The organism is Streptomyces sp. NPDC059010 (assembly GCF_042740355.1).
Taxonomy (GTDB): Bacteria; Actinomycetota; Actinomycetes; order Streptomycetales; family Streptomycetaceae; genus Streptomyces.
This window is the reverse complement of sequence record NZ_JBHYJA010000034.1, coordinates 80,098-101,451: the sequence shown is the minus strand read 5'-3', so window position 1 is coordinate 101,451 and position 21,354 is coordinate 80,098. Positions and strand designations below refer to the sequence as shown.

The 21,354-nt window shown below is 71.6% G+C and carries 21 protein-coding genes; 9 read left to right on the top strand and 12 right to left on the bottom strand.

Going from position 1 to position 21,354, the window contains the following annotated elements:
- Positions 1-15 precede the first annotated feature (15 nt).
- The gene (locus ACFWYS_RS31655; protein ID WP_384776179.1) at positions 16-822 is read left to right on the top strand and encodes an AraC family transcriptional regulator; all 807 of its coding nucleotides are present in this window, start codon (positions 16-18) and stop codon (positions 820-822) included.
- Here the strand turns inward: ACFWYS_RS31655 and ACFWYS_RS31650 are convergent.
- The 3 genes from ACFWYS_RS31650 to mshA form a co-directional block, all read right to left on the bottom strand.
- Positions 801-2,501 (bottom strand): glycosyl hydrolase family 28-related protein, encoded by a 1,701-nt coding sequence (locus tag ACFWYS_RS31650; RefSeq protein ID WP_384776177.1) that lies wholly within the window; start codon positions 2,499-2,501, stop codon positions 801-803. The genes ACFWYS_RS31655 and ACFWYS_RS31650 overlap by 22 nt on opposite strands.
- A 113-nt stretch (positions 2,502-2,614) precedes the next feature.
- A complete protein-coding gene (locus tag ACFWYS_RS31645; protein WP_384776175.1) occupies positions 2,615-3,142 on the bottom strand; it encodes a YbjN domain-containing protein in 528 nt (175 codons plus the stop codon).
- On the bottom strand, positions 3,135-4,472 hold the full coding sequence (gene mshA, locus ACFWYS_RS31640) for a D-inositol-3-phosphate glycosyltransferase (protein ID WP_384776173.1): 1,338 nt from the start codon (positions 4,470-4,472) through the stop codon (positions 3,135-3,137). The genes ACFWYS_RS31645 and mshA overlap by 8 nt, the downstream gene beginning before the upstream one ends.
- A gap of 282 nt (positions 4,473-4,754) precedes the next feature.
- On the opposite strand from mshA, the gene ACFWYS_RS31635 reads away from it, so the two are divergent.
- From ACFWYS_RS31635 to ACFWYS_RS31625, 3 genes are all read left to right on the top strand, one after another.
- Positions 4,755-5,552, top strand: a complete 798-nt coding sequence (locus ACFWYS_RS31635; protein WP_384776171.1) for a class I SAM-dependent methyltransferase — start codon at positions 4,755-4,757, stop codon at positions 5,550-5,552.
- 179 nt (positions 5,553-5,731) lie between these two features.
- Entirely contained in the window at positions 5,732-6,838 is a 1,107-nt protein-coding gene (locus ACFWYS_RS31630) for an NlpC/P60 family protein (protein WP_384776169.1), read from the top strand.
- A gap of 296 nt (positions 6,839-7,134) precedes the next feature.
- The gene (locus tag ACFWYS_RS31625; RefSeq protein WP_384776167.1) at positions 7,135-8,436 is read left to right on the top strand and encodes a PP2C family protein-serine/threonine phosphatase; all 1,302 of its coding nucleotides are present in this window, start codon (positions 7,135-7,137) and stop codon (positions 8,434-8,436) included.
- Between the two features lie 63 nt (positions 8,437-8,499).
- Here the strand turns inward: ACFWYS_RS31625 and ACFWYS_RS31620 are convergent, their stop codons facing one another.
- From ACFWYS_RS31620 to ACFWYS_RS31605, 4 genes are all read right to left on the bottom strand, one after another.
- A complete protein-coding gene (locus ACFWYS_RS31620) occupies positions 8,500-8,832 on the bottom strand; it encodes a DUF2516 family protein (RefSeq protein WP_384776197.1) in 333 nt (110 codons plus the stop codon).
- Between the two features lie 141 nt (positions 8,833-8,973).
- Positions 8,974-9,666, bottom strand: a complete 693-nt coding sequence (locus ACFWYS_RS31615; RefSeq protein ID WP_384776165.1) for a hypothetical protein — start codon at positions 9,664-9,666, stop codon at positions 8,974-8,976.
- Positions 9,667-9,875: 209 nt separating this feature from the next.
- Positions 9,876-10,577 carry a helix-turn-helix domain-containing protein gene (locus tag ACFWYS_RS31610; protein ID WP_384776163.1) on the bottom strand — a complete coding sequence of 234 codons (702 nt, stop codon included), beginning with the start codon at positions 10,575-10,577 and terminating at the stop codon, positions 9,876-9,878.
- Between the two features lie 128 nt (positions 10,578-10,705).
- Positions 10,706-11,512: a DUF899 family protein gene (locus tag ACFWYS_RS31605; RefSeq protein WP_384776161.1), complete on the bottom strand. Its 807-nt coding sequence runs from the start codon at positions 11,510-11,512 to the stop codon at positions 10,706-10,708.
- Positions 11,513-11,900: 388 nt separating this feature from the next.
- Here ACFWYS_RS31605 and ACFWYS_RS31600 point away from each other — a divergent pair, with 388 nt between their 5' ends.
- Positions 11,901-13,076: an ATP-binding protein gene (locus ACFWYS_RS31600; RefSeq protein WP_384776159.1), complete on the top strand. Its 1,176-nt coding sequence runs from the start codon at positions 11,901-11,903 to the stop codon at positions 13,074-13,076.
- Between the two features lie 23 nt (positions 13,077-13,099).
- On the opposite strand, the gene ACFWYS_RS31595 is transcribed toward ACFWYS_RS31600, so the two are convergent.
- Together ACFWYS_RS31595 and ACFWYS_RS31590 are read right to left on the bottom strand one after the other, a co-directional pair.
- Positions 13,100-13,936 (bottom strand): ergot alkaloid biosynthesis protein, encoded by an 837-nt coding sequence (locus tag ACFWYS_RS31595; protein ID WP_384776157.1) that lies wholly within the window; start codon positions 13,934-13,936, stop codon positions 13,100-13,102.
- Positions 13,933-14,361 carry a nuclear transport factor 2 family protein gene (locus ACFWYS_RS31590; protein WP_384776195.1) on the bottom strand — a complete coding sequence of 143 codons (429 nt, stop codon included), beginning with the start codon at positions 14,359-14,361 and terminating at the stop codon, positions 13,933-13,935. Before ACFWYS_RS31590 ends, ACFWYS_RS31595 begins: the two co-directional genes overlap by 4 nt.
- A 125-nt stretch (positions 14,362-14,486) precedes the next feature.
- Here ACFWYS_RS31590 and ACFWYS_RS31585 point away from each other — a divergent pair, with 125 nt between their 5' ends.
- The 3 genes from ACFWYS_RS31585 (at position 14,487) to ACFWYS_RS31575 (ending at position 17,032) form a co-directional block, all read left to right on the top strand.
- Complete coding sequence (locus ACFWYS_RS31585; RefSeq protein ID WP_384776155.1) at positions 14,487-15,089, top strand: TetR/AcrR family transcriptional regulator; 603 nt, start codon at positions 14,487-14,489, stop codon at positions 15,087-15,089.
- A gap of 108 nt (positions 15,090-15,197) precedes the next feature.
- Positions 15,198-16,112, top strand: a complete 915-nt coding sequence (locus ACFWYS_RS31580; RefSeq protein ID WP_384776153.1) for an NAD-dependent epimerase/dehydratase family protein — start codon at positions 15,198-15,200, stop codon at positions 16,110-16,112.
- Positions 16,109-17,032 (top strand): RNA polymerase sigma-70 factor, encoded by a 924-nt coding sequence (locus ACFWYS_RS31575; RefSeq protein WP_384776151.1) that lies wholly within the window; start codon positions 16,109-16,111, stop codon positions 17,030-17,032. Before ACFWYS_RS31580 ends, ACFWYS_RS31575 begins: the two co-directional genes overlap by 4 nt.
- A 184-nt stretch (positions 17,033-17,216) precedes the next feature.
- Here ACFWYS_RS31575 and ACFWYS_RS31570 read toward each other — a convergent pair whose 3' ends face one another.
- Complete coding sequence (locus ACFWYS_RS31570; protein ID WP_384776149.1) at positions 17,217-17,561, bottom strand: winged helix-turn-helix transcriptional regulator; 345 nt, start codon at positions 17,559-17,561, stop codon at positions 17,217-17,219.
- A gap of 51 nt (positions 17,562-17,612) precedes the next feature.
- On the opposite strand from ACFWYS_RS31570, the gene ACFWYS_RS31565 reads away from it, so the two are divergent.
- Positions 17,613-18,506 carry an NAD(P)-dependent oxidoreductase gene (locus ACFWYS_RS31565; RefSeq protein ID WP_384776147.1) on the top strand — a complete coding sequence of 298 codons (894 nt, stop codon included), beginning with the start codon at positions 17,613-17,615 and terminating at the stop codon, positions 18,504-18,506.
- Between the two features lie 104 nt (positions 18,507-18,610).
- Here ACFWYS_RS31565 and ACFWYS_RS31560 read toward each other — a convergent pair whose 3' ends face one another.
- The gene (locus ACFWYS_RS31560) at positions 18,611-19,234 is read right to left on the bottom strand and encodes an RraA family protein (RefSeq protein WP_384776145.1); all 624 of its coding nucleotides are present in this window, start codon (positions 19,232-19,234) and stop codon (positions 18,611-18,613) included.
- Between the two features lie 58 nt (positions 19,235-19,292).
- Positions 19,293-21,314, bottom strand: coding sequence for a HelD family protein (locus ACFWYS_RS31555; protein ID WP_384776143.1), 2,022 nt, complete (start codon positions 21,312-21,314; stop codon positions 19,293-19,295).
- Positions 21,315-21,354 lie beyond the last annotated feature (40 nt).

Genomic DNA, 21,354 nt, shown 5'->3' with positions numbered 1-21,354 from the left:
TTGTACGTTCTTTGCATGGCCGCCGCCGGGAATCGTCAGGAAGTCTCCGCGTGGCGCCCCTCCGTCCCGGGCGTCACCGAGGTGTTCCACGCCCACTTCACCGAGTACGCGTATCCGATGCACGTCCACGAGGCCTGGACGCTGCTGATCGTCGACGACGGCGCCGTCCGCTACGACCTCGACCGGCATGAACACGGCACCCCGCACGACACGGTCTCCCTGCTCCCGCCGCACATCCCCCACAACGGCTCCCCCGCCACCCCGCACGGCTTCCGCAAACGCGTCCTGTACCTGGACGGCACCCGGCTGGGCGACGATCTGATCGGCCCGGCGGTCGACTCCCCCGACCTGCGGGACCCGGTGCTCCGGCGGCGCGTCGGCCGGCTGCACACCGCCCTCGCCCACCCCGGCGACGAGTTGGAGGCCGACAGCAGGCTCACCCTCATCGGCGACCGGCTGCGCACCCATCTGCGGCCGAGGACGGTCACCGACCTCCCGCGCCGCGACCCGGCCCTCGCCCGGCGCCTGCGCGAACTCCTCGACGAGCGGGTCGTGCAGGGCATCGCCCTCGACGAGGCCGCCGGGCTCGTCCAGGCCCATCCCGCCCATCTCGTACGGTCGTTCAGCACCGCGTACGGCATCGCCCCGCACCAGTACCTGATGTCCCGCCGCGTCGACCGCGCCCGTCGGCTCCTCCTGGAGGGCCGGTCGCCGGCCGAGGTGGCCGTCGCGACCGGGTTCTACGACCAGTCCCATCTCACCCGGCACTTCCGGAAGTTGGTGGGGGTACCGCCGGGGCGCTATCGCGGCAGCGCGCGCTGAGCGTCGTACAGATTGCGCGGGCGTGCGGCGTCCGTGGTGCCGTACAGCTCCAGGCGGGAGTGGAGATCGCCGGGGAAGTCGGGTACGTCGATCTGCCCGAAGTCCGTGACCTCGTTCAGTCCCACGGTGGCGGAGTAGGGCGCCAGGCCGTCGAGGCGGACCATGCCGGCGCGGCCGTTGGTCACCCGGACGTTCCAGTGCGTGAAGCGCGCGCCGAACAAGGGGCCCGCGCTCGCGTCGCCGCCGTGGCGGCCGTCGTTGTGCACGGTGATGTCGGTGCGGACGTTGGCGAAGGGCAGGCCGCGGTGGCTGTCGAAGGTGCCCGTGCGCATGTCGCCGCGCGACCAGACGTTGTGGGAGGACAGGCCCTCGACGTTGATGCCGTGGAGCTGGGTGTTCGAGGGGGCGGGGGTGGTGCGGGCCTCGATCGTGAAGTCCTCGATCAGGTTGTCGTGCGAGCCCTCGCGGCAGAAGTAGGGGTGGTGGGTGCCGCGGCCCGCCACGCGCGTGTGCCGGAGCGTGCAGGCGGAGGCCGCGACCAGGCCGAAGCCGTTGTCGACGTGGCGCACGGTGACGTCGTCCACCCAGCAGTCGTAGGCGCATTGGAGGACCACGCCGTTGTGGCCCTTGTCGAGGAGGTGGGGCTGCTGTGGGGTCTCCACCGCCTCCAGGGTCAGGCCCTCGACGCCCGATCCCGTCAACTCCGGGGTGTGGGTGGTCAGTTGTGGGGTCCACTCCGGGCGCAGGTCGAGCGGGAGGGGGCGTTCGAGGGTGATCGTCCGGCCTCGGATCGCGGTGATGCGGACCGGCCATTCGTAGGGGACGTATGACGTCAGCTTCGTCTTGTCGTCCCAGGTGTACGCCTCGGGACCCGCGCCGCCGCCGCACATGTGCTCCAGGAGGTTGTGGTCGGCGTCGTCGGCGAGGCGGAGCAGGACCAGGGCGCCGGGGCGCAGCGTCGGAGGGAGCGGCGAAGGGGGCGGGGCCGTCACCGTCCAGTCGCCCTGCCGGGCGGGGGCGAGTGTCGTGAGCGGGCGCCACTCGTCGCGTCGGTTGCCCGTCCAGCCCTCGAAGGGCCAGGTCTTCGCCCTGATCGCGGCGACGAGGGAGTTCCAGCGGGCCTCGGGGGCCAGCCAGAGCAGGCCGCCCGCCCAGGACCAGGCCGACTTGTCGCCGCCGTAGCGGGAGCCGTAGGGGCCGATCAGATCGGTGAGGCTGTGCGTCGCGTAGAGCTTCGTGCGGGTGCTGCCCGCGCCGCGGAGGACCACGTTCGAGTGGCCTACGCGGATCACGTCGTCGATGCGGAACGTGCCGGGCGGGAGGGTGACCGTGCCGCCGCCGGCCCTTCCGGCGGCGGCGAGGGCCCGGTTGATCGCGGGGGCGGAGTCGGTCGTGCCGTCGGGGGTGGCGCCGAAGTCGCGGACGTCGGCCACGACTCGGGGGCGGGGGAAGCGGGGCGCTCCGCCGCGGTGGCCCGCCCGGCCGACGTAGGGGATCTGGGGGTGGGTGAAGGGGGTGCGGGTGAACTCGTGCCAGAGGGGTGGGACTTCGGTGGCGGCTGCCGCCTGTGCCGGAGCGGGCGCCGTTCCCGTGGCCGCGCCGAGTGCCACGGCTGTGGCTGCGCCCAGCAGGGTTCGTCTGGTGGGATGCGCGTTGCCCATGTCCGTACGCCCTTCCATGCGGCTCTTCATGGATGTGAACGACGTTCAGAAGTGCGGTGGGCGTGAGCATGCCACGGCACCTCGGGGGCGCGGAAGGGGTTGCGCGGAGTGAGTTGGTTCGGACTTTTACGTCACTCGGAAGGGCGCTGGGTCAGGTGAGTGAACGCGTCCAGGTTGCGGGTCGACTCGCCGCGGGCCACCCGCCACTCGTACTCCTTGCGGATCGCGGAGGCGAAGCCGAGTTCGAGGAGGGTGTTGAAGGCGCCGTCCGCCGCCTCCAGGACCTGGCCGAGGAGACGGTCGATGTCGTCGGGGGTCACTGCGGCGAGCGGGAGTTTGGCGGTGACGTAGACGTCGCCGAGCCGGTCCACCGCGTAACTGACGCCGTACAGCTTGAGGTTGCGCTCCAGGAGCCAGCGGTGGACGCCGGGTTCGTTCTCGTCGGGGTGGCGGATGACGAAGGCGTTGAGGGAGAGGGAGTGGCGGCCGACGATCAGGGAGACCGTGGTCGACAGCTTGTGGGTGCCGGGGAGCTTGACGACGTAGTTGCCGGGGGCGGGGCTCTCCCACTCCAGGTCGGCGTCCTTCAGGGCTCCCTCGACGACCTGCGCCGTCCTCTGTACGTCCGGTACGTCCGGTGCGTCCTGTGCGTCAGCCATGGTGGGAGCGTACGTGACGCCGGTGGGCCTGGGCCGCGGCGATGTAGACGTCCGCGGTGGCGGCGGCGGAGCTGTCCCAGCCGAAGGACTGGGCGTGCCGGGCGGCCGCGTCGCCCATGCGCGGGGACAGGTGCGGGTCGTCGGCGAAGGCGTGCAGCACGCGCGCGTACTCGGCCGGGTTGTGGCCCTGGACCAGGAAGCCGGTGTGTCCGTCCCGGACCGCGACGGGCAGGCCGCCGACCGCTGCGGCCAGTACGGGGGTGCCGGCCGCTTGCGCCTCGATGGCCACCAGGCCGAAGGACTCGCTGTACGACGGCATGACCAGCAGCGATGCCGCCCTGAACCAGTCCGCGAGCTGTTCCTGGCCGACGGGTGGGCGGAACCGTACGACGTCCGCGATGCCCAGGCGGGCGGCGAGCTTCTGCAGGCCCTCCGGCTTGGCGAGGCCGCTGCCGCTGGGGCCGCCGACGATCGGGACGAGGATGCGGGAGCGCAGCTCGGGGTGCTCGTCGAGGAGGACTGCCACGGCTCGCAGGAGGATGTCCGGGGCCTTCAGGGGCTGGATGCGGCCCGCGAAGAGCGGGATCAGGGCGTCCTGGGGGAGGCCCAGGCGGGCGCGGGCCGCCGCTCGGCCGTCGGCGGGTGAGAAGCGGGTGAGGTTCACGCCGGGGTGGACTACGGCGACCTTGTCGGGGTCAGCCGCGTAGTGACGTACGAGTTCTTCTGCTTCTTCGGCCGTGTTGGCGATCAGGCGGTCCGCTGCCGCGACGATCTGGGTCTCGCCGATCACCCGGGCCGCCGGTTCGGGGGTGTCGCCGTCGGCGAGGTTGGCGTTCTTGACCTTGGCCATGGTGTGCATCGCGTGGACCAGGGGGGCGCCCCAGCGCTGGGCGGCCAGCCAGCCCACGTGGCCGGAGAGCCAGTAGTGGGAGTGGACCAGGTCGTAGTAGCCGGGGCGGTGGCCGGCCCAGGCCTGCATGACGCCGTGGGTGAAGGCGCAGAGCTGGGCGGGGAGGTCCTCCTTGGCCAGGCCCTCGTAGGGGCCCGCGTCCACGTGGCGGACCAGGACGCCGGGGGCAAGCTCGACCACCGGGGGGAGGTCTGTGGCCGTGGTGCGCGTGAAGATCTCGACCTCGATGTTGATCGCGGCGAGGCGCTGCGCCAGCTCGACGATGTAGACGTTCATGCCGCCTGCGTCGCCGGTGCCGGGCTGGTGGAGGGGTGAGGTGTGCACGGAGAGCATGGCTACGCGGCGGGGGCGGCGGTGGAGCCTGAGCCGCGGGTGGGGTGCCGGGGAGCGTCGCCCGAGCCTGCTGACGTACTGGCTCACGTGGCAGTTCCTCCTTGGCTGCGGGCATGCCTGGCGGAGGGTGTGGGGCCCTCCACGGGGGTGCAACAGCGGAGGGAGGGGTTCCCATTCCGGGTGGGGTGGTTTTTGCCCAGGAATTACTGCGGATCGCTCAACTGTTCGGGGGTTGGGTGCGTTGGGGTGGCTGGGCCGGTATGCCTGCGGCAGCCTGTTGCCCTTCGGTGGGGGTGCGCGTTGCGCACGTTCGTCGTGGGTCGGTGCAGGTGGCGAGCCGCCTGGTGCCGGGCGCTTACCCTCGTATTCATGCCTGCCCGCGCCTCTGCCCGCCCCGTGGGAACGGTTACGCGCGGGACCACCAATCCCAATCGGCTGCGCCGTATGGATCGGTGGATCGCCCATGTGCATGGGGCCGAGCTTCGGCGGGCTGCCGTCGATCCCGTTGCGGTTGATCTTGGGTACGGCGCCGCTCCCTGGACCGCCGTCGAGCTGCTCGGGCGGCTGCGGGCCGTTGCGCCTGGTGTGCGTGTGGTCGGGCTGGAGATCGAACCCGCTCGGGTTGCCGCCGCTAAGCCGTATGAGCGGGAAGGGCTTGTTTTTCGGCACGGTGGGTTCGAGATTCCCCTTTCGCAGCGGCCGCTGCTCGTGCGGGCGGCGAATGTCTTGCGGCAGTACGAGGAGGGGGAGGTCGCCGGGGTCTGGGAGCGGCTGTGTGGACGGCTGGCGCGGGGCGGGCTGCTGGTCGAGGGGACCTGTGACGAGGTCGGGCGGCGGCATGTGTGGGTTGCGCTGGGGCCGGAGGGGCCTCGGACGGTGACCTTTGCGGCGCGGCTGGGGTCGTTGGGGCGGCCTTCGGATCTTGCCGAGCGGCTGCCCAAGGCGCTTATTCATCGCAATGTTCCCGGTGAGCCCGTGCACGCGTTTCTGCGTGACTTCGATCGGGCCTGGGCCGCTGCCGCGCCCTATGCGTCCTACGGCGCTCGTCAGCGCTGGATGCGGGCGGTGCGGGATCTTGTGGCGGACTGGCCGGTGGTGGACGGGCCCGGGCGGTGGCGGCAGGGGGAAGTGACCGTGCGGTGGGAGGCGTTGGCGCCCCGGGGCTGACGCTGTGAGCTGCGGGGAACGATCTCCGCGAGTCGTTCGTCACAAAGGCGGGGAGTTCGTCGTACGACGGATGGAATGGGGGAGGGAGTCACCGCCTCTGTCGTTTTGCGCCATGGCGTGGCACGATCCCCCAGGCGTCCGCATGTTACTGACGGTAAATCAGGTTTGGGGGCAGGGGTATGGGACCGGACAGGCGCACCCTCTCGCTGGGCAAGCGCAGCGTCCTCGTGGCCGTGGCCGTCGTCGGTGCGATCACCGTACTGGCGGCGCCTGGTACGGCGTTCGCGGCGCCCGAGCCCAGCCCGTCGCCCAGTGCGTCGCCGAGCAAGTCCCGGACTCCTGTGTCGAACAAGGACCTTGAGGCCGTCCGCGAGAAGCTGGAGAGGCTCTACCACTCCGCGGCCGTCGCCACCGACGAGTACAACGCCGCCGAGGAGGCGGCCGACAAGCAGTCCGCCCAGATCGTCGCGCTCGCGAAGAAGATCGTCCAAGGGCAGGAGCGGCTGGCCGAGTTGAAGAAGCGGGCCGGTGCCGCGGCCGCCGCCCAGTACCGCTCGGGCGGGCTGCCCGACGAGGCCAAGCTGATGCTCAGCGACGATCCGCAGGAGTTCCTCGAAGGCGCCGGGCGGGTGTTGCAGGGTGAGCGCGCGACCAAGGGGCTGCTGGGCGAAATGACCCGCACCCAGCAGGACTTGGAGCAGTACGCCAAGGACGCCTCCGCCCAGTGGCAGAAGCTGGAGGCGGGCCGTAAGGCGAAGGCCGCCGCCCAGAAGAAGATCGAAAAGCAGATCAAGGCGGCCGAACAGCTCGAATCCCGGCTGGAGGTGGAAGAGAAGGAACGCCTTGCCGAGTTGGAGAAGGAGGCCGCGCACAAGGCGCAGACCGCGTGGCTGGACTCCGGGATCCTGGACGACATCAAGGGCGAGGCGTCCGAAGAGGGGCGCAAGGCCGTCGAGTACGCCACGGAGCAGTTGGGCAAACCGTATGAATGGGGCGCCGAGGGGCCCAAGACGTACGACTGCTCAGGGCTGACGTCACAGGCCTGGGCCAGCGCCGGTCAGGGGATTCCGCGGACCTCGCAGGAGCAGTGGAAGCAGCTGGATCGGATCCGCATCGAGGACATGCGTCCCGGCGATCTCATCATCTACAACGCCGACGCCAGCCATGTGGCCATGTACATCGGCGACGGCGCCATCATCCACGCCCCGCGCCCCGGACGGACGGTGACCGTCGCGGGGGCCGGGTCGATGCCGATCCTCGGGGTGGTTCGGCCCGATGCGGGGTGATTCAGGGGGCTTGTGAGGGCTGGATGGTGATGGGGTGGATGGTGACTCGCGCCACGTGACCCGGCCCACGCCCCGTCCCTGTGCAAACCGGGCGTGGACGTGACGTTCGTCATCCCGACCCCCCGGTCACCCTGTCCAACTGCGGTAGGGAACGCGGCATATGACAGCGGCCGGTGTCCAAGCGGCGTGCCTCACACCATTCCGTTGCGGCGCCGACTACCGCTATGGTCCCCGTCGGTGGACCGAGACCCCTCGTTCCCGCCATGCCCTCGGGGGGAGGGAAGGAACTAAAGACGATGCCCCTACCCATACCGCGGCAGAGAGCGATCCCGGCCGTGGAGAGTGGTCGGGCGCCGGCCGCGTCCCCAGGCGGCACCTCCGAGGAAGAGGCTCCGCGTAAGGACGAGACGGTCGAGAACGCCACCCACACCACACTGACGCTGCTGCTGATCGAGGACGATCCCGGCGGCTCCGCGCTCGTGCCCGAGATGCTCGACTCGACCGGCAAGCCGATCCGCGTGCGCACCGCCCGCAACCTCACCGAGGCCGAGCGGCTGCTCACCGACGACGTCCACTGCATCCTGCTGGACCTGGCGCTGCCGGCGGCCGGCCGAAGCAGTGACGAGGACGAGCTCGGCGTGCTCAAGCACGTCCTGGAGCTCGCGCCCCGGCACGCCGTCCTGGCCCTCACCGCCTCCGGCGACGCCGAGCGCGGCACCGAGGCCGTGCGCGTCGGTGCACAGGACTACCTCTTCCGGGATGAACTGGACGCGCGGCTGCTCAGCCGTGCGATCCGGTACGCCGTGGAGAGGAAACGTTCCGACACGGCCGAGCGGCGCCTTGCCGAGGGCCGGCTGCGGGCCCAGGAGAACCGGCGCCTGGAGCGCGGGCTGCTGCCCACGCCGCTGCTGGAGGGCTCGTCGCTGCGGTTCGCCGCGCGGTATCGGCCGGGGCGCTCGCGTGCGCTGCTGGGCGGAGACTTCTACGACGTCGTCCGTACGGCCGACGGCACCGTGCACGCCATGATCGGTGACGTCTGCGGGCACGGGCCCGATGAGGCGGCCCTCGGTGTGGAGCTGCGGATCGCCTGGCGGGCGCTGACCCTGGCCGGGCTGTGCGGGGACGAGCTGCTGGGGACGCTGCAGAAGGTCCTTGAGCACGAGCGGGCCGACGACGAGATCTTCGCGACCCTGTGCACGGTGGACATCGCGCCGGACGGCCGACGGGCGGGGCTGTGCCTGGCGGGGCATCCGTCGCCGCTGCTCGCCCGGGCCGGGCGGCCGGCGCAGCTGCTGCCGTACGACAACAACGGTCCCGCACTCGGTCTGCTGCCCGGCGCACGGTGGCCTCGTATGGAGGTGAAGCTGGGGGCGGAGTGGAGCCTGATGCTCTACACCGACGGCTTGATCGAGGGCCGTGTCGGCGAGGGGCGGGAGCGGCTCGGGCAGGACGGCATGGTGGAGATGGTCCGCCGCCAGCTCTCCGAGGGGTTGAGCGGGGAGGCGCTGCTGCGGGCCGCTGTCAATGAGGTGCGGGACCTCAATGGCGGTGAGTTGACGGACGATGTGGCTGTGCTGTTGCTCGACCGCGGGGCGTGAGTTCGGGGCGTGAGTGCGGGACTCGCCCCGCGCCCCTGAGGGCGCGCCCCTAGGCGGCGCTGATCAGCGGCCGCCGTTCCACGGGCCGTACGGGCCGTCGCTGCTGGAGCCCCTTCTGCTGCGGCCGCCGCCGGGGAGGCTCTTGATCGCGGGGCGGACGTCGACCATGTACACGATCGTCGCGATGAGGCCGATGATCGGCAGGAACGACAGGATGTTGAAGATCAGGTTCACCACGAAGGCGATGCCGAGGATGATCAGCCAGAACGGCTTGGTCTGCTTGTCGGCCGCTCGGTAGGCGTCCTCCCGGCGCGTGGCCGCGTCGATCAGCGCGAAGCCGCTGAAAAGGATCAGGGCCATGCTCAGCAGCCACATGAACCCCGCGAAGCCCTGCATCAGCACAACGTCCACCACCCGATTCGGCTCGTACCTACGCGGTCACCGTACCCGCAACCGCCGGACCGCTACCCGAACAACGGGCCGAGCACTCCGTAAGTGCCCGGCCCGTGTCGAACGGCCCTGTTTCACCCGTACGTGTTACTTGGCGGGCGGGGTCGTCTTCTTGGCGGCGGTGGTCTTGCGGGTCGTGGTCTTCTTGGCGGCGGTCTTCTTCGCCGCAGCCTCGGCGGCGGGCTTGGCCTCGGTGGACTGCGCCTCGACCTTGTCCTCCTTGACCTCGACCGGCTCGGCCTTGGGCTCGACGGCCACGGCGAGCTCCTCGATCTCCTCGGCCGCCTCGCCGCGCCAGGTCTTCACGGCCTGCTCGCCGTGCTCGGCGACCTTCTCGTAGGTCTCACGGGCCTTCACGGCGTACTCGGCGGCGACGCCGACACCGCGCAGCGCGATGTCCTGGGCGGTCTCGCCGAGCTTCTTCAGGTCGGCGTCGAGGCTGCTGCCGAACTTCTTGAAGTCCGCGTCCAGGTTGCTGCCGAGCTTCTTGATGTCGGCGTCCAGGCTGGTGATGAACTCGTTGACCTTGGCCTGGATGCTCTCCTGGGCCTCCTTGGCCTTGGCACCGGCCTCCTTGGCACGGGCCGTGGCCTTCTCCTGGACGGCCTTGGGGTCGGTGCCGCGAACGGCCTCGATACGAGCCGGCGCCTCGGCGCGCAGCTGCTCCACCAGACCGGGCACCTTCTTGGCCTGCTGGTAGGCGAGGTCGGCCGTACCGGCGGCGAAGTAGAGCGGGGTCGGGTCGCTGAGGGTCTTACGCAGGTCGTCGGCGATGGCCATGGTGATGGTCCTCCCGGGTTGCTTTCAGGTGAGGGTTTTGGATCCCGCGGTCGGCCGGACGGGTACCCGAACAGTGCCGGACGAGTGCCGTAAGGCTGCTCGCCCATGCGCGCCGGTCGGTGCCGGTGCGTGCTGTGCGTGCCATGCGGGCCGCGCGTGCCGTGTGTCCGTTGTGCGGTGGCACTTGGCGCGCGTACGGCGGTGCATGGTCAGCCGGCCGACTGCCGCGGGTTGGTCGGGTTCTCCGGGTCGGCGGCGTCGCTGCCGTCGGACTTACCGGTCGTGCGGGTCTTGCTCGTGTTGCCGGTCTTGCTCGTCTTGCTGGCCTTGCTCGTCTTGCTGGTGGTGCGAGTGCGGCGCGTGGCGGACTTGCGGCCGCCGTCGGCCGCGCTGTTCGTGCCGTCCGCGCTCTCCGTGCGGGTCGTGCCGGTCGTACGGCCGCGGCGTACGGCGGTGTCGCCGCCCTGGCTGTCCGGCGCGCCGTCGCGATGGTCATCGCCGTCCCGGATGCCCGGTTCCGAGCCGAGGGCCTCCGCCGGCACGACTGCCTCGGCGGGTATCCCGAACCCGTTCTCCTTGCGGAAGGATTCGTAGATCTGGAGCAGCACCTGCTTCTGCCGCTCGTTCAGCGTGGGATCGGCGAGGATGACGGCGCGCGTCTCCACCTCGTCCCGGTCCCGCTCGGCGTCGAGGATGCCGGCGCGCACGTACAGCGTCTCGGCGGAGATCCGCAGCGCCTTGGCGACCTGCTGCAACACCTCCGCGCTCGGCTTGCGCAGCCCGCGCTCGATCTGGCTCAGATACGGATTGGACACCCCGGCGGCATCGGCGAGTTGCCGCAGTGACAGCTGCGCGTTGCGCCGCTGCTCACGCAGATAGTCGCCGAGATTGCCGACGTTGAGCGATGCCATGTCTCCACCTTGCCGCACTCTCGCTAACTATTGCAAGCACCCGCTTGCAAAAGTGCGCCACGCCACGTCGCGACGAAGGCGTGTCGGTGGCGTCGGTGGCCTCACTGACGTCAGTGAGGCCAGTGACGTCAGTGGTGGTCCCCGTGTCGGCCGAGGGTTTGTACGGGTGTCGCGTCGGGGCGGGTCCACTGGGGGACGGGGCGGCTGGTCGGGCCCCAGGTGGCGTTGCCGTCGGCGTCCGAGCGCCAGTACCAGCAGATCGGCGCGCCGTGCCCACCGACCGGGGCGCCGACCTCGGGGGACTCGGGCCAGCCCTCGGGGTCGTCCTCCCAGGCCTCGCGGCGGCCGTAGGGCGTCATGTCGAGCAGGCCGAGGGCACCGTTGACGCGTTCGTTGCCGCGACCGGTCGTGGAGTAGGTGAGGAAGGCGCGGTCGCCGTCGCGCAGGTAGCAGGTGAGGTACCCCATGTCGCCGCCGGCCGGTCCGGCCACGCCGCGCACCGAGTACCAGGGCTGGGTGTAGCCCATGAACTCGACGTAGGAGGCCACCTCGTCCCAGGCGCCCGTGGTCAGGATGGCGAACGAGACGCCGCGGGCGTTGAGGTAGGCGGCGTCCTTCAGGTGCCAGGCCGTGGTGGTGCAGCCCTCGCACTGCCCCTGGTGCGGGGCGCCGTCGTACCACATGTGCTTGTAGACCACGAGCTCGTCGCGGCCCTGGAACAGGTCCAGGAACGGGACCGGGCCGTCGGGTCCGACGACCTCGACCTTCCCGTCGAACTCCACCATCGGCAGCCGGCGGCGGGCCGCGGCGATGGCGTCCTCCTCCCGGGTGTGGGCCTTCTCCCGGACCAGCAGCTCGTCACGGGCGGCCTGCCAGGTGGCCAGGTCGACGACGGGCGGGCGGCCGGGCAGCGCGGGGGTGGGCGTGGACGTCATGGCTTCCTCCGTGGTGTGCCTCGCGGGTGGCGTTGGGTGGCCTCACTACAGACTCGCGCCCCCGCCCGAACTCATCGACCGACGCGCGGTGAGAGCACCTGCCACACACCGGAATTGGCGCCCTCGGAGGCGCCCGGAGTGGGGCCGTACACGGTCTCGGTGGGGCGTCGGACGCGGCTTCGGGCGTGGTGGGTGCTCGTTGGTCGGCCGTCCCCTGACAGGGCTTCACCCGCCCGTCCGCGGACTCGACGAAACTGCTCTGACCTGGTGTTTTCCTGGATTCTTTCTAGGCTGGGGAGATCTGCCGGACGCCATGGGAGGGGTCTTCGTGAGTGTGGTTGGCGTGGAGAGGGATGGCATGGAGGGGGATGGCATGGAGGGGGATGGCATGGAGTACGACGCTGCCCGCATCGAGGTGCTGGAGGGGCGGGAGGCCGTTCGCAAGCGGCCCGGGATGTGGGTCGGCTCGGTCACGGAACGCGGCCTGCATCAGCTGGTGTTCGAGGTCGTGGGCCGGGCGGTGAACGAGGTGTCGGCCACGGGTGCCGGCCGCGTCGACGTCACGCTCACGTCCGACGGCGGCGTACGGGTCGCCGACGACGGGCCGGGCGTCGCCTTCGAGGCACCGGCCGCCGGGGACGCCGACGGCCCTGGTCTCGAAGCCCTGCTGACCAGCATGTGCGCCGGGTCCGAGCCCAGTGGTCGACGCCTCGTGGGCGTGGGCCAGTTCGGCGCGGGGCTCTTCGTCGCCAACGCGCTGTCGAGCCGGCTGACGGCCGAGGTGCGGCGCGAGGGGGTGCGCCGGGCGCAGGAGTTCGCGCGCGGTGTCGCTCTCGCCCCGCCCTGCGCCGCGGGGCCCGCGACCGGCAGCGGGACCACTGTCGCCTTCTGGCCCGATGCCGGGATCTTCGAGACGACGGAGTGCTCGTTCGCCGTGCTGGCGGAGCGGTTCCGGCAGGTGGCCTTCCTCAACCGGGGACTGGAGATCTCGCTGACGGACGAACGCCCGGCGGGAGGGGCCCGGGTGGTGCGGTTCCGGTTCCCGGACGGGGTACGGGACTTCGTGGCCGCCCTCGACGCGGAGGCGGGGGCGTCCCTCCATCCGGACGTCATCGGCTTCGAGCGGGAGGACCCGCGGATGGCGGGGACGATGGAGCTGGCGTTCCTGTGGAGCGGTACCCGCTGGAACGGTTCCCGTGCGGAGCGGGTGCGCGGCTTCGCCAACAGCCTGGCCACGCCCGAGGGCGGCACGCACGTGGACGGCTTCCGCGACGGGGTGGCCGCCGCTGTCACCACGTACGCGCGGAAGCGGGGGTTGCCGGCGGCGGTGGAGGTGGATCCCGGTTCCGTGGCCGACCGGATCGGCGAGGGCCTGACGGCGGTCGTGTCGGTGAAGCTCGACCGTCCCGAGTTCCTCGGCGCCACGAGGGGGCTGCTGGGCAATCCCGAGGTGCGCGCCTGCGTCGGGGAGGCCGTACGGGAATGTCTCGACGGCTGGTTCGAGGAGCATCCGGAGCGGGCCGCGGAGGTCGTCGACCGGATCGTCCGGAGCGCCCAGGACTGATACGGGGCACCCAGAAGGAGCCTTCACTCCCGACCCGACGACCGCCCCGTCACCACCCGCTCCACATGCGTACGAAAGCTGCGCGGCGGGCGACCCGTCACGCGGAGGACGGTGTCGGTGGTCCGGTCCTCGGCTCCTTCGGCGATGGATCTGTCCAGGCCGGCGAGCATCGCCGCGAACTCGGGCGGCATCGACCGGGCGAGGTGATCGCGGAGCTGCTCGTACGTCAACTGCCGGTGCGTGACGGCCCGGTCGGTCACCTCGCCGAGGATGGTCGCGACGTCGGTGTGGCTGAGCGCCTCCGGGCCGGTGATGACCAGATCGGTGTCGGGGGCGTGGACGTCGGTCAGCGCGTGTGTGGCCACGGCCGCGATGTCGTCGGCGTCCACGAAGGCCACGCGCCCCTCGCCCGCCGCCGTCCGGATCGTCCCCTCCTCGCGGATGCTCCGGGCGTGCAGGTGGTCGCCGGTGAAGTTCTGCATGAACCAGGACGGCCGTAGGACCGCCCACTCGTCGAAGAGGCCGGGCAGCGCCTGGTGCACCTGGCCGACGGCCGGGCCTCCGGCGGGGATCGCCGAGGAACTGAGCAGTACGGCCCGGCGCACTCCGCAGGCCCGGGCCCGCTCCAGGAAGGGGAGCATGATGTCGGCCGGGGTCGCGGAGGCCAGGGGCGGGACGAGGTAGACGTGGTCCGCGCCGGTCAGGGCCTGTTCGTGGGTCGAGCGGTCGTACCAGTCGAAGCCGACGTCGAGCCGGGCCGCCTTGACCCGGTGCCCCCGGGCGGCGACGCCCCGGGCCACCCGGCTGCCGGTGGTGCCGGTGGCCCCGAGGACCAGGACGGTGACGGGCGGCGTGGTCATCGGTCCCCCTGAGCGAAGGCGGCGGCGCCGTCCTGGGGGATGCCGAGCGGGTTCCAGTAGTCGCGGTAGTGGGTGATACGGCCGTCCGCGACCGAGACCACGGCGACGTAGGTCATGTCGAAGGGGTCACCGCTGGGGACCAGCCGCCCGACCCCGCGCATCTCGACCACGATCGTCTCCGGGTCGAGGGTCTGGTGGATCTTCAGGTCGGGGAAGGCGTGGAGGTCGATGTGGTCGGGGTAGTCGCGCATGTAGTCGAGGACGGCGGCCCTGCCCTCCAGCCGCCTCGGCCATCCCTCGGGAGCGAACGGGAACTCGAAGACACCGTCCTCGTCCCACAGGTCGACCCAGGCGGGGATGTCCTTGTCGAGCAGCAACTGCAGGCCGTGGCGGTACAGGTCGGCCGGGTGCGCGGGCGCGGGCATGGGCTTGGACATGGGCGTGCGCATGGGCATGTGGGCTCCTTCCGTTACGATACGGACCCTGGGTCCGGTTAACGCTCCGCCACGATACGGACCCAGGGTCCGTTTACGCAACCGGAGGAATCACCGTGCCCGAACGCAAGCCCCGCGCGGACGCCGTACGCAACCGTGAGGCCGTCCTCGCGGCCGCCGACCGGCTCTTCGCAAGCTGCGACAGGCCCGAGCAGGTGACCATGGCCGACATCGCGGTCGCGGCCGGCGTCGGCAAAGCGACCCTCTTCCGCGGCTTCACCGACCGCACCGGGCTGATCCGCGCGCTCTACGAAGCCCGGCTCGAACCGATTCGCCGGGCCATCACGGACGGCCCGCGCCCCCTCGGACCGGACACCCCGCCGATGGAACGCGCCCTCGCCCTGCTCGACGCGGTCCTGTGCTTCAAGCTCGACCACCGGCACCTCTCCCTGGCACTGGAAGCGGCGGGCACCGACAGCCCCTACGGCGCCGACCACTACGACTGGTGGCACGGCACACTCCGCCGCGTACTGGAGCAGCTCCCCGGCCTCGACGGCAGCGACTTCGCCGCACACGCACTGCTCGCCGCCGTCCGCGCCGACCTCGTCGACCATCTGGTCGACCGACAGCACATGACCCGCGAGCAGCTGCGGGCGGAGCTGGCCGCGTTCGTGACGCGGGTCCTGACCGAGTCCGGGGAACTGTCTCCCTCCCCATGACCGGCCACCACCACCGCCGCCACGCCACCCCATGTCACAACCGTCCGCCCTGTCTCGTCCCAGGTGCAGAGACCCACTTCGGAATTCGGAAACTGGCAGGTGAGGGACATGCACGTGTTCGTGGCAGGAGGGACCGGGGCACTGGGCAGGCGGCTGGTGCCGCAGCTGGTGGCCCGGGGGCATCAGGTGACGGCCACCACGACGAGCTCGGCCAAGCTGGGGCTGCTGGCGGAGCTGGGCGCGCGGGGTGTGGTGATGGACGGGCTGGACGGGATGTCGGTCGGAGAGGCGGTGGCCGCGGCGCGGCCGGACGCGATCGTGCATGAGATGACCGCGATCTCCGGCAAGGCCGACATGCGGCACCCCGACCGGTCCTTCGCCACCACCAACCGGCTCCGCATCGAGGGTACGGACCACCTGCTGGCCGCCGCCGAGGCGACCGGCGTACCCCATGTCGTCGTGCAGAGCTTCGCCCAGAGCTACCAGCCCGGCGCCGGGCTGCTGACCGAGGAGGACCCGATCGAGCCGGGCACGGCGACGATGGCGCGCAGGATCTCGACGGGTGTCCTGCACATCCAGGACGTGGTGCCCAAGGCCGGCGGCACGGTCCTGCGCTACGGCGGGTTCTACGGACCGGGCGCCAGTGACGACGTGGTCGAGTTCGTACGCAAGCGGAAGTTCCCGCTCGTGGGCGAAGGCACCGGCTGGAACTCGTGGGTGCACCTCGACGACGCGGCGAGCGCCACCGTCCTGGCCGTGGAGAAGCAGGCCAGGGGCGTGTTCAACATCGTCGACGACGAGCCGGCGCAGGTCCGCGAGTGGCTGCCGTATCTGGCCGAGTGCGCCGGTGCCAAGCGGCCGATGCGGATCCCCAGGTGGCTGGCCAGGCTGCTGGCCGGGGAGTTCGCGGTGTCCCTGATGACCGAGGGACGCGGCTTCTCCAACGCGAGGACCAAGCGGGAACTCGGCTGGGGGTTGCGCCACCCCTCGTGGCGCCAGGGCTTCAAGGAGGAGCTGGCGTGACCCGGACCCAGGAGTTCGAGGAGCTACGGCCGCTGCTGTTCGCGATCGCCTACCGCATCCTCGGCAGCGTGAGCGAGGCCGAGGACGCCGTCCAGGAGAGCTGGCTGCGCTACGAGACCTCCCCGACCCGGCCCGCCTCGCCCAAGGCGTTCCTCTCGGCCGTGGTGACCCGGATCTCGATCGACGTGCTGCGCTCGGCCCGCGTCCGACGGGAGACGTACGTCGGACAGTGGCTGCCCGAGCCGCTGCTCAGCGACCCCTACGAGGACCCGGCGCGCTCGGCCGAGCTGGCCGACTCGGTGTCGATGGCGGCCCTGCTGCTGCTCGAACGGCTCAGCCCGCTGGAGCGCGCGGTCTTCGTGCTGCGCGAGGTGTTCGGGTTCGGCTTCCCCGAGGTCGCGTCGGCGGTGGACCGCTCGGAGGCGGCGTGCCGTCAGCTCGCGGTACGGGCGCGACGGCACATGGCCGCCGGGCGCCCCCGGTTCGAGGCGGACCGGCGGGAACGGGACGAACTGGCGGCCCGGTTCTTCGACGCGCTGCGGGAGGGCGACGTCGACGGGCTGCGGGCGCTGCTCTCCGCCGACGTCCAGCTGGTCGGCGACGGCGGCGGCAAGGCCCCGCAGCTGGCCAGGGTCGTCTTCGGCGCCGACAAGGTGGCCCGGGTGCTGGCCGCGGCCTTCCCCTGGCTGATGCGGATCGACATGACGCTGGAGCCGCGCGAGGTCAACGGCCAGCCCGGCGCCGTACTCCGCGACCGGGACGGCAAGGTGACCAACACCCTGGCCCTCGATGTGCTGGACGGCCGTGTCCAGATGATCCGCTCGGTGCAGAACCCCGACAAGCTGGGCCATGTGGGCCCGGTCGCGGACCCCTGGGCGGTCGCCCGTGAGGTGAAGGAGGCCCGCCGGGCCAAGGCTTGAGCACCGGGCTGGGGGCTTGAGCGCCGTAGCCACCAAGTACCCACTTTTTTGTGGGTACTTGGCAACGGCCGCCGGACATCCGAACCTGGGTGCAGGTGATCGGAAAGACACCCGCACCGCATCGAACGGAGGTGAACGCCCGGATCAGGCCGGAGCAAGCCGGAGCAAGCCGGATCAAGCCGGATCAGGCCGACCGGCTCTCGGTCATCCTCTCCAGCCGTCGATACCCCCACTCCGCCAACGGAGCCACGGCCTCGGCCAGGTCGCGGCCGAAGTCGGTCAGGGAGTAGACGGTCTTCAGCGGCAGGACGTCGTACACCTTGCGGTGCACCAGCCCGTCCGCCTCCATCTCACGCAACGCCTGCGTCAGCACCTTCTCGCTGAGGCCCGGCAGCCGACGGCGCAGTTCCGCCGGACGGGCGGGGCCGTCCTCCAGCAGCCACAGCAGCGACGTCTTCCACTTGCCGTCGATCACGGCGATCGCGGCGGTCACCCCGCACACATTCGGGTCATGGCGTCGATGCGACATTTCCCCACCCCTTTTGTCATCAATTATCGCCACCTTACAAGGAGTTGAGTCATGCCCACCTACGACCACGAGTCCGCCGTCACCGTCCTCGGTCTGGGCCCGATGGGCCGCACCCTGGCCGGTGCGTTCCTGGACGCGGGGCTGCGGGTCACCGTCTGGAACCGCACGCCCGGGCGGGACGGGGAACTCCTCGACCGTGGTGCCGAGTCGGCCGCGTCCCCGGCGGAGGCGGTCGCCACCAGTGCGCTGACCGTCGTCTGCGTGGTGAACTACGACGCCTCCGACGCCGTTCTGCGGCAGGACGCGGTGACCGACGCGCTCAAGGGCCGTACGGTCGTGAACCTGACCGCCGACACCCCGGCCCGCGCCCGGGACACGGCCGAGTGGGCCGCCGCGCACGGCGTCCGCTATCTGGACGGCGCGATCATGACACCGACCACGACGATCGGCACGGCCGACGGTGTGTTCATCTACAGCGGCCCCGAGGAGCTCTACCGCGAGCACCGGCCCATCCTCGACGCGCTCGCCGGCACCCACACCCACCTCGGCGAGGACATCGGCCGCGCCGCCGCCTACGACATCGCCCTGCTCGACATCTTCTGGACGGCGATGGCCGGCTACGCGCACGCCGTGGCCGTGGCCCAGGCCGAGGGCATCACCGCACGGGAACTCGCCCCGTTCGCCCAGGGCATCAGCGCGATCCTGCCGGCGCTCTTCGAGGAGTTCGCGGGCGACGTCGACGACCGCACCTACTCCGGCGAACTCAACCCCATCACCTCCGCCGTCTCGACCATGGCCCACATCGTCGAGGCCTCCGAGTCCCACGGCATCGAGGCGAACGTGATCCGCGCCGCCGAGGGCCTGGCCCGCCGTGTGGTCGCCCTCGGCCACGGCACGGACGGCTACATGCGAGTCACCGAACTCCTGGGCCGCGCCCGGCGGTAGCCCCTCCTCCAGGGCGGTCCAGGCACCGGTCGGTGAGGGCCGCGTCCGCGTCATCTCCCCCAGGTCGCGGCCCACACCGGCCCCCCGGGCACGGCCGGAACCCCTCAGCCCTCGAACCCCTTCTCCGCAAGGATCTTGTCGATCCGCGCCCGATGCGCCGCTTCCCAGTCGTCCAGGGTCTCCGCGGCCTCCTTGGCCAGCTTCGCCCGGGCCGCCACGAGCACCTCGTCCCGGCGGGCGGCCGGCACGACCACGACGCCCTCCTCGTCGGCCACCACGATGTCCCCGGCGTCGACCGAAACACCCCCGCACCGCACCCGCTCGTTCAGCGGCCGTACGACGGACTTGCCGCCCGGGATCGGGATGACGCCGCGTGCGAACACCGGGAACTCGATCTCCCGTACCTCCGCCAGGTCCCGGATCAGCCCGTCGGCGACGAACCCGGCGACGCCCCGGCGGTGGGCGACGGCGCAGACGTTCCCGCCGGCCAGCGCGTAGTCCAGGTCGCCCGACTCCACCACGACGACCGATCCGGGCTCGGCGCGGTGGATGGCCGCGTGCAGCATCAGGTTGTCCCCGGGCGGGCACCGCACCGTGAACGCCGGCCCGGCGATGCGCGGCACCGGGTTCCACAGCGGACGCATCCCGATGTCCATCACCTGCTCACGGCCCAGCAGGTCGGCGAGGGTGGTCGTGGGGATCTCCTGAAACTCGTTCATGGCAGTCATACAAGGAAAGTTACCGTCATGGTCATGACCGCCGGGGCGGCTCTCCCAGCCCGAAGGGTCACCACGGCAACGGCCGCCCATGCACCACCTCCAACCCCGCCACCGCCCGCGTCACCACCACATACAGCCGGTGCAGCCCCCGCTCCTCCGCCTCCACGATCGCCGCCGGTTCCACGGCGACGACATGGTCGTACTCCAGCCCCTTCACCACACTCGCCGGCACGACCGCCACCCGCGCCCCCAGCTCGTCCGCACCCCCCGCCTCGATCCCGGCCGACTCCAGCGCCGCCCGCACCCGTCCCACCTCCCCGTCGGCCGCGACGACCCCCACGGACCCCTCCCGGCCCAGCGCATCCCGTACGGCACCCACGACCGCCCCCGGCAGATCGCCCCCGGCCGCCCGGAACCGCAACTCCCCGTCGCCGCGCAGCGAACGGGCCTCCGGCACCTCCACGTCCAGCCGCTCCAGCAGCCGGTTGGCCAGCGCCAGTACCGCCCCGGGCACCCGGAACCCCGTGGTGAGAGGCACGACCGCCGCGTCCGGTTTGCCGAGGTGCCGCAGCACCGTCGCCCACGACCGCGCGGCCCACGGCGTCGTCCCCTGCGCCAGATCCCCCAGCACGGTCACCGACCCGAAAGGTGCCCGGCGCGCGATCGCCCGGCACTCCATCGGCGACAGGTCCTGCGCCTCGTCGACGACGACATGGCCGTACCCCTGCGGATGCTCGATGAGCCCGGCCACCTCGTCGAGCAGCACCAGGTCGGCGGCCGACCAGCGCGCCGACTTCCACGACCGCGGCGGCTTCGCCCACAGCAGCGCCTTCTGCTCCTCGCCGGCCAGCACCCCGTCGGCGGCGGCCGCCAGCACGGCCGGATCCCCGAGCAGCGCGGCCACCACCTCCTCGGGCCGGACCCGCGGCCATACGGCGTCGACGTACGCCCCGACGGCCCGCGCCCCGGAGATCCGCCGCACCCACGCCCCGCTCTGCGGCCCCGCCCGCCGCTCGGCCTGCTCCTGAATGCGCCGCACCACCCGCGTACGCACCCGCTCCCGTCCGACGCCGTACGGCGGCTCCTCGCCCCGCACCCCGGCGACGATCCGCCCCAGCTCCTCCGCCGAGACCCGCCACCGGTACGAACCGTCCGGCACGACAAGGGAGTCGACGGCCCCGCCCCGGCCCCCCACCCGTGCGTGCAGCGCCCGCCGCAGCACCTCCGCCATCCGGACGTCATGCTTCAGGACAGCCGCGCGCTCACAGTCCACCCCACGGACCGGACATCCGGCGGCGATCTCCTCCCCGAGCGTCGACTGCCGCACGCCCGTCTCGCCGAGGGCCGGGAGGACCTGGGAGATGTACGACAGGAAGGTCCGGTTGGGTCCGAGGATCAGCAGGCCGCCGCGCCGGATGCGCTGTGGGTGGGTGTAGAGCAGATACGCGGCGCGGTGCAGGCCGACGGCGGTCTTGCCGGTGCCGGGCGCGCCCTGCACGCACACCGACATCGCCAGGTCCCCCCGTACGAGATCGTCCTGCTCGGGCTGGATGGTGGCCGCGATGTCCCGCATGGGCCCGACGCGGGGCCGCTCGATCTCACGGGCGACGATGTCGCTGACGCGCGACTCCCCCCGGTCGAGGTGCTCGTCCTCCAGCCCGGTCAGGTCTGCGGAGTCGCCGCGGCTGCCGGGTGCCCAGCCGAACCGTCGCCGTACCGAGACGCCCTGCGGATCACGTGCCGTGGCCTGGTAGAAGGCGCGGGAGACGGGGGCCCGCCAGTCCACGACGAGGGGCGGCTCGGCCGGGCGCTCGGTGATCCGCAGCCGCCCGATGTGCAGGCTCTGCCGCCCGGCCTCCAACCGCCCGAAGAACAGGGGCCCTTCGGGCAGCTCACGCATCGCCTTCGCATGGCTGCGCAGCTCGTATCCCAGCACCTCGGCATCGGCGCCGGAGGCGGAGACGTCCGCGCCGGTGACGACATGCTCCTGGGCCCCGTCGACCATGGCGGAGAGGGCGGTGCGGCAGCGGTCGTGGTGGGCGCGTTCCTGGACGAGGGCGTGGTGGAGGGAGGGTTCGGGTGACGTCATTCCATGGAGCGTACCCAAAACTCGTAACCGAGTTAAATTT

Excerpts from the sequence above, each read along its gene's own strand:
- ACFWYS_RS31655 (WP_384776179.1), top strand. The coding sequence starts at position 16 with ATGGCCGCCGCCGGGAATCGTCAGGAAGTCTCCGCGTGGCGCCCCTCC.
- ACFWYS_RS31650 (WP_384776177.1), bottom strand. The coding sequence starts at position 2,501 with ATGGAAGGGCGTACGGACATGGGCAACGCGCATCCCACCAGACGAACC.
- ACFWYS_RS31645 (WP_384776175.1), bottom strand. The coding sequence starts at position 3,142 with ATGGCTGACGCACAGGACGCACCGGACGTACCGGACGTACAGAGGACG.
- ACFWYS_RS31635 (WP_384776171.1), top strand. The coding sequence starts at position 4,755 with ATGCCTGCCCGCGCCTCTGCCCGCCCCGTGGGAACGGTTACGCGCGGG.
- ACFWYS_RS31630 (WP_384776169.1), top strand. The coding sequence starts at position 5,732 with ATGGGACCGGACAGGCGCACCCTCTCGCTGGGCAAGCGCAGCGTCCTC.
- ACFWYS_RS31625 (WP_384776167.1), top strand. The coding sequence starts at position 7,135 with ATGCCCCTACCCATACCGCGGCAGAGAGCGATCCCGGCCGTGGAGAGT.
- ACFWYS_RS31620 (WP_384776197.1), bottom strand. The coding sequence starts at position 8,832 with ATGCAGGGCTTCGCGGGGTTCATGTGGCTGCTGAGCATGGCCCTGATC.
- ACFWYS_RS31615 (WP_384776165.1), bottom strand. The coding sequence starts at position 9,666 with ATGGCCATCGCCGACGACCTGCGTAAGACCCTCAGCGACCCGACCCCG.
- ACFWYS_RS31610 (WP_384776163.1), bottom strand. The coding sequence starts at position 10,577 with ATGGCATCGCTCAACGTCGGCAATCTCGGCGACTATCTGCGTGAGCAG.
- ACFWYS_RS31605 (WP_384776161.1), bottom strand. The coding sequence starts at position 11,512 with ATGACGTCCACGCCCACCCCCGCGCTGCCCGGCCGCCCGCCCGTCGTC.
- ACFWYS_RS31600 (WP_384776159.1), top strand. The coding sequence starts at position 11,901 with ATGGAGTACGACGCTGCCCGCATCGAGGTGCTGGAGGGGCGGGAGGCC.
- ACFWYS_RS31595 (WP_384776157.1), bottom strand. The coding sequence starts at position 13,936 with ATGACCACGCCGCCCGTCACCGTCCTGGTCCTCGGGGCCACCGGCACC.
- ACFWYS_RS31590 (WP_384776195.1), bottom strand. The coding sequence starts at position 14,361 with ATGCCCGCGCCCGCGCACCCGGCCGACCTGTACCGCCACGGCCTGCAG.
- ACFWYS_RS31580 (WP_384776153.1), top strand. The coding sequence starts at position 15,198 with ATGCACGTGTTCGTGGCAGGAGGGACCGGGGCACTGGGCAGGCGGCTG.
- ACFWYS_RS31570 (WP_384776149.1), bottom strand. The coding sequence starts at position 17,561 with ATGTCGCATCGACGCCATGACCCGAATGTGTGCGGGGTGACCGCCGCG.
- ACFWYS_RS31565 (WP_384776147.1), top strand. The coding sequence starts at position 17,613 with ATGCCCACCTACGACCACGAGTCCGCCGTCACCGTCCTCGGTCTGGGC.
- ACFWYS_RS31560 (WP_384776145.1), bottom strand. The coding sequence starts at position 19,234 with ATGACTGCCATGAACGAGTTTCAGGAGATCCCCACGACCACCCTCGCC.
- ACFWYS_RS31555 (WP_384776143.1), bottom strand. The coding sequence starts at position 21,314 with ATGACGTCACCCGAACCCTCCCTCCACCACGCCCTCGTCCAGGAACGC.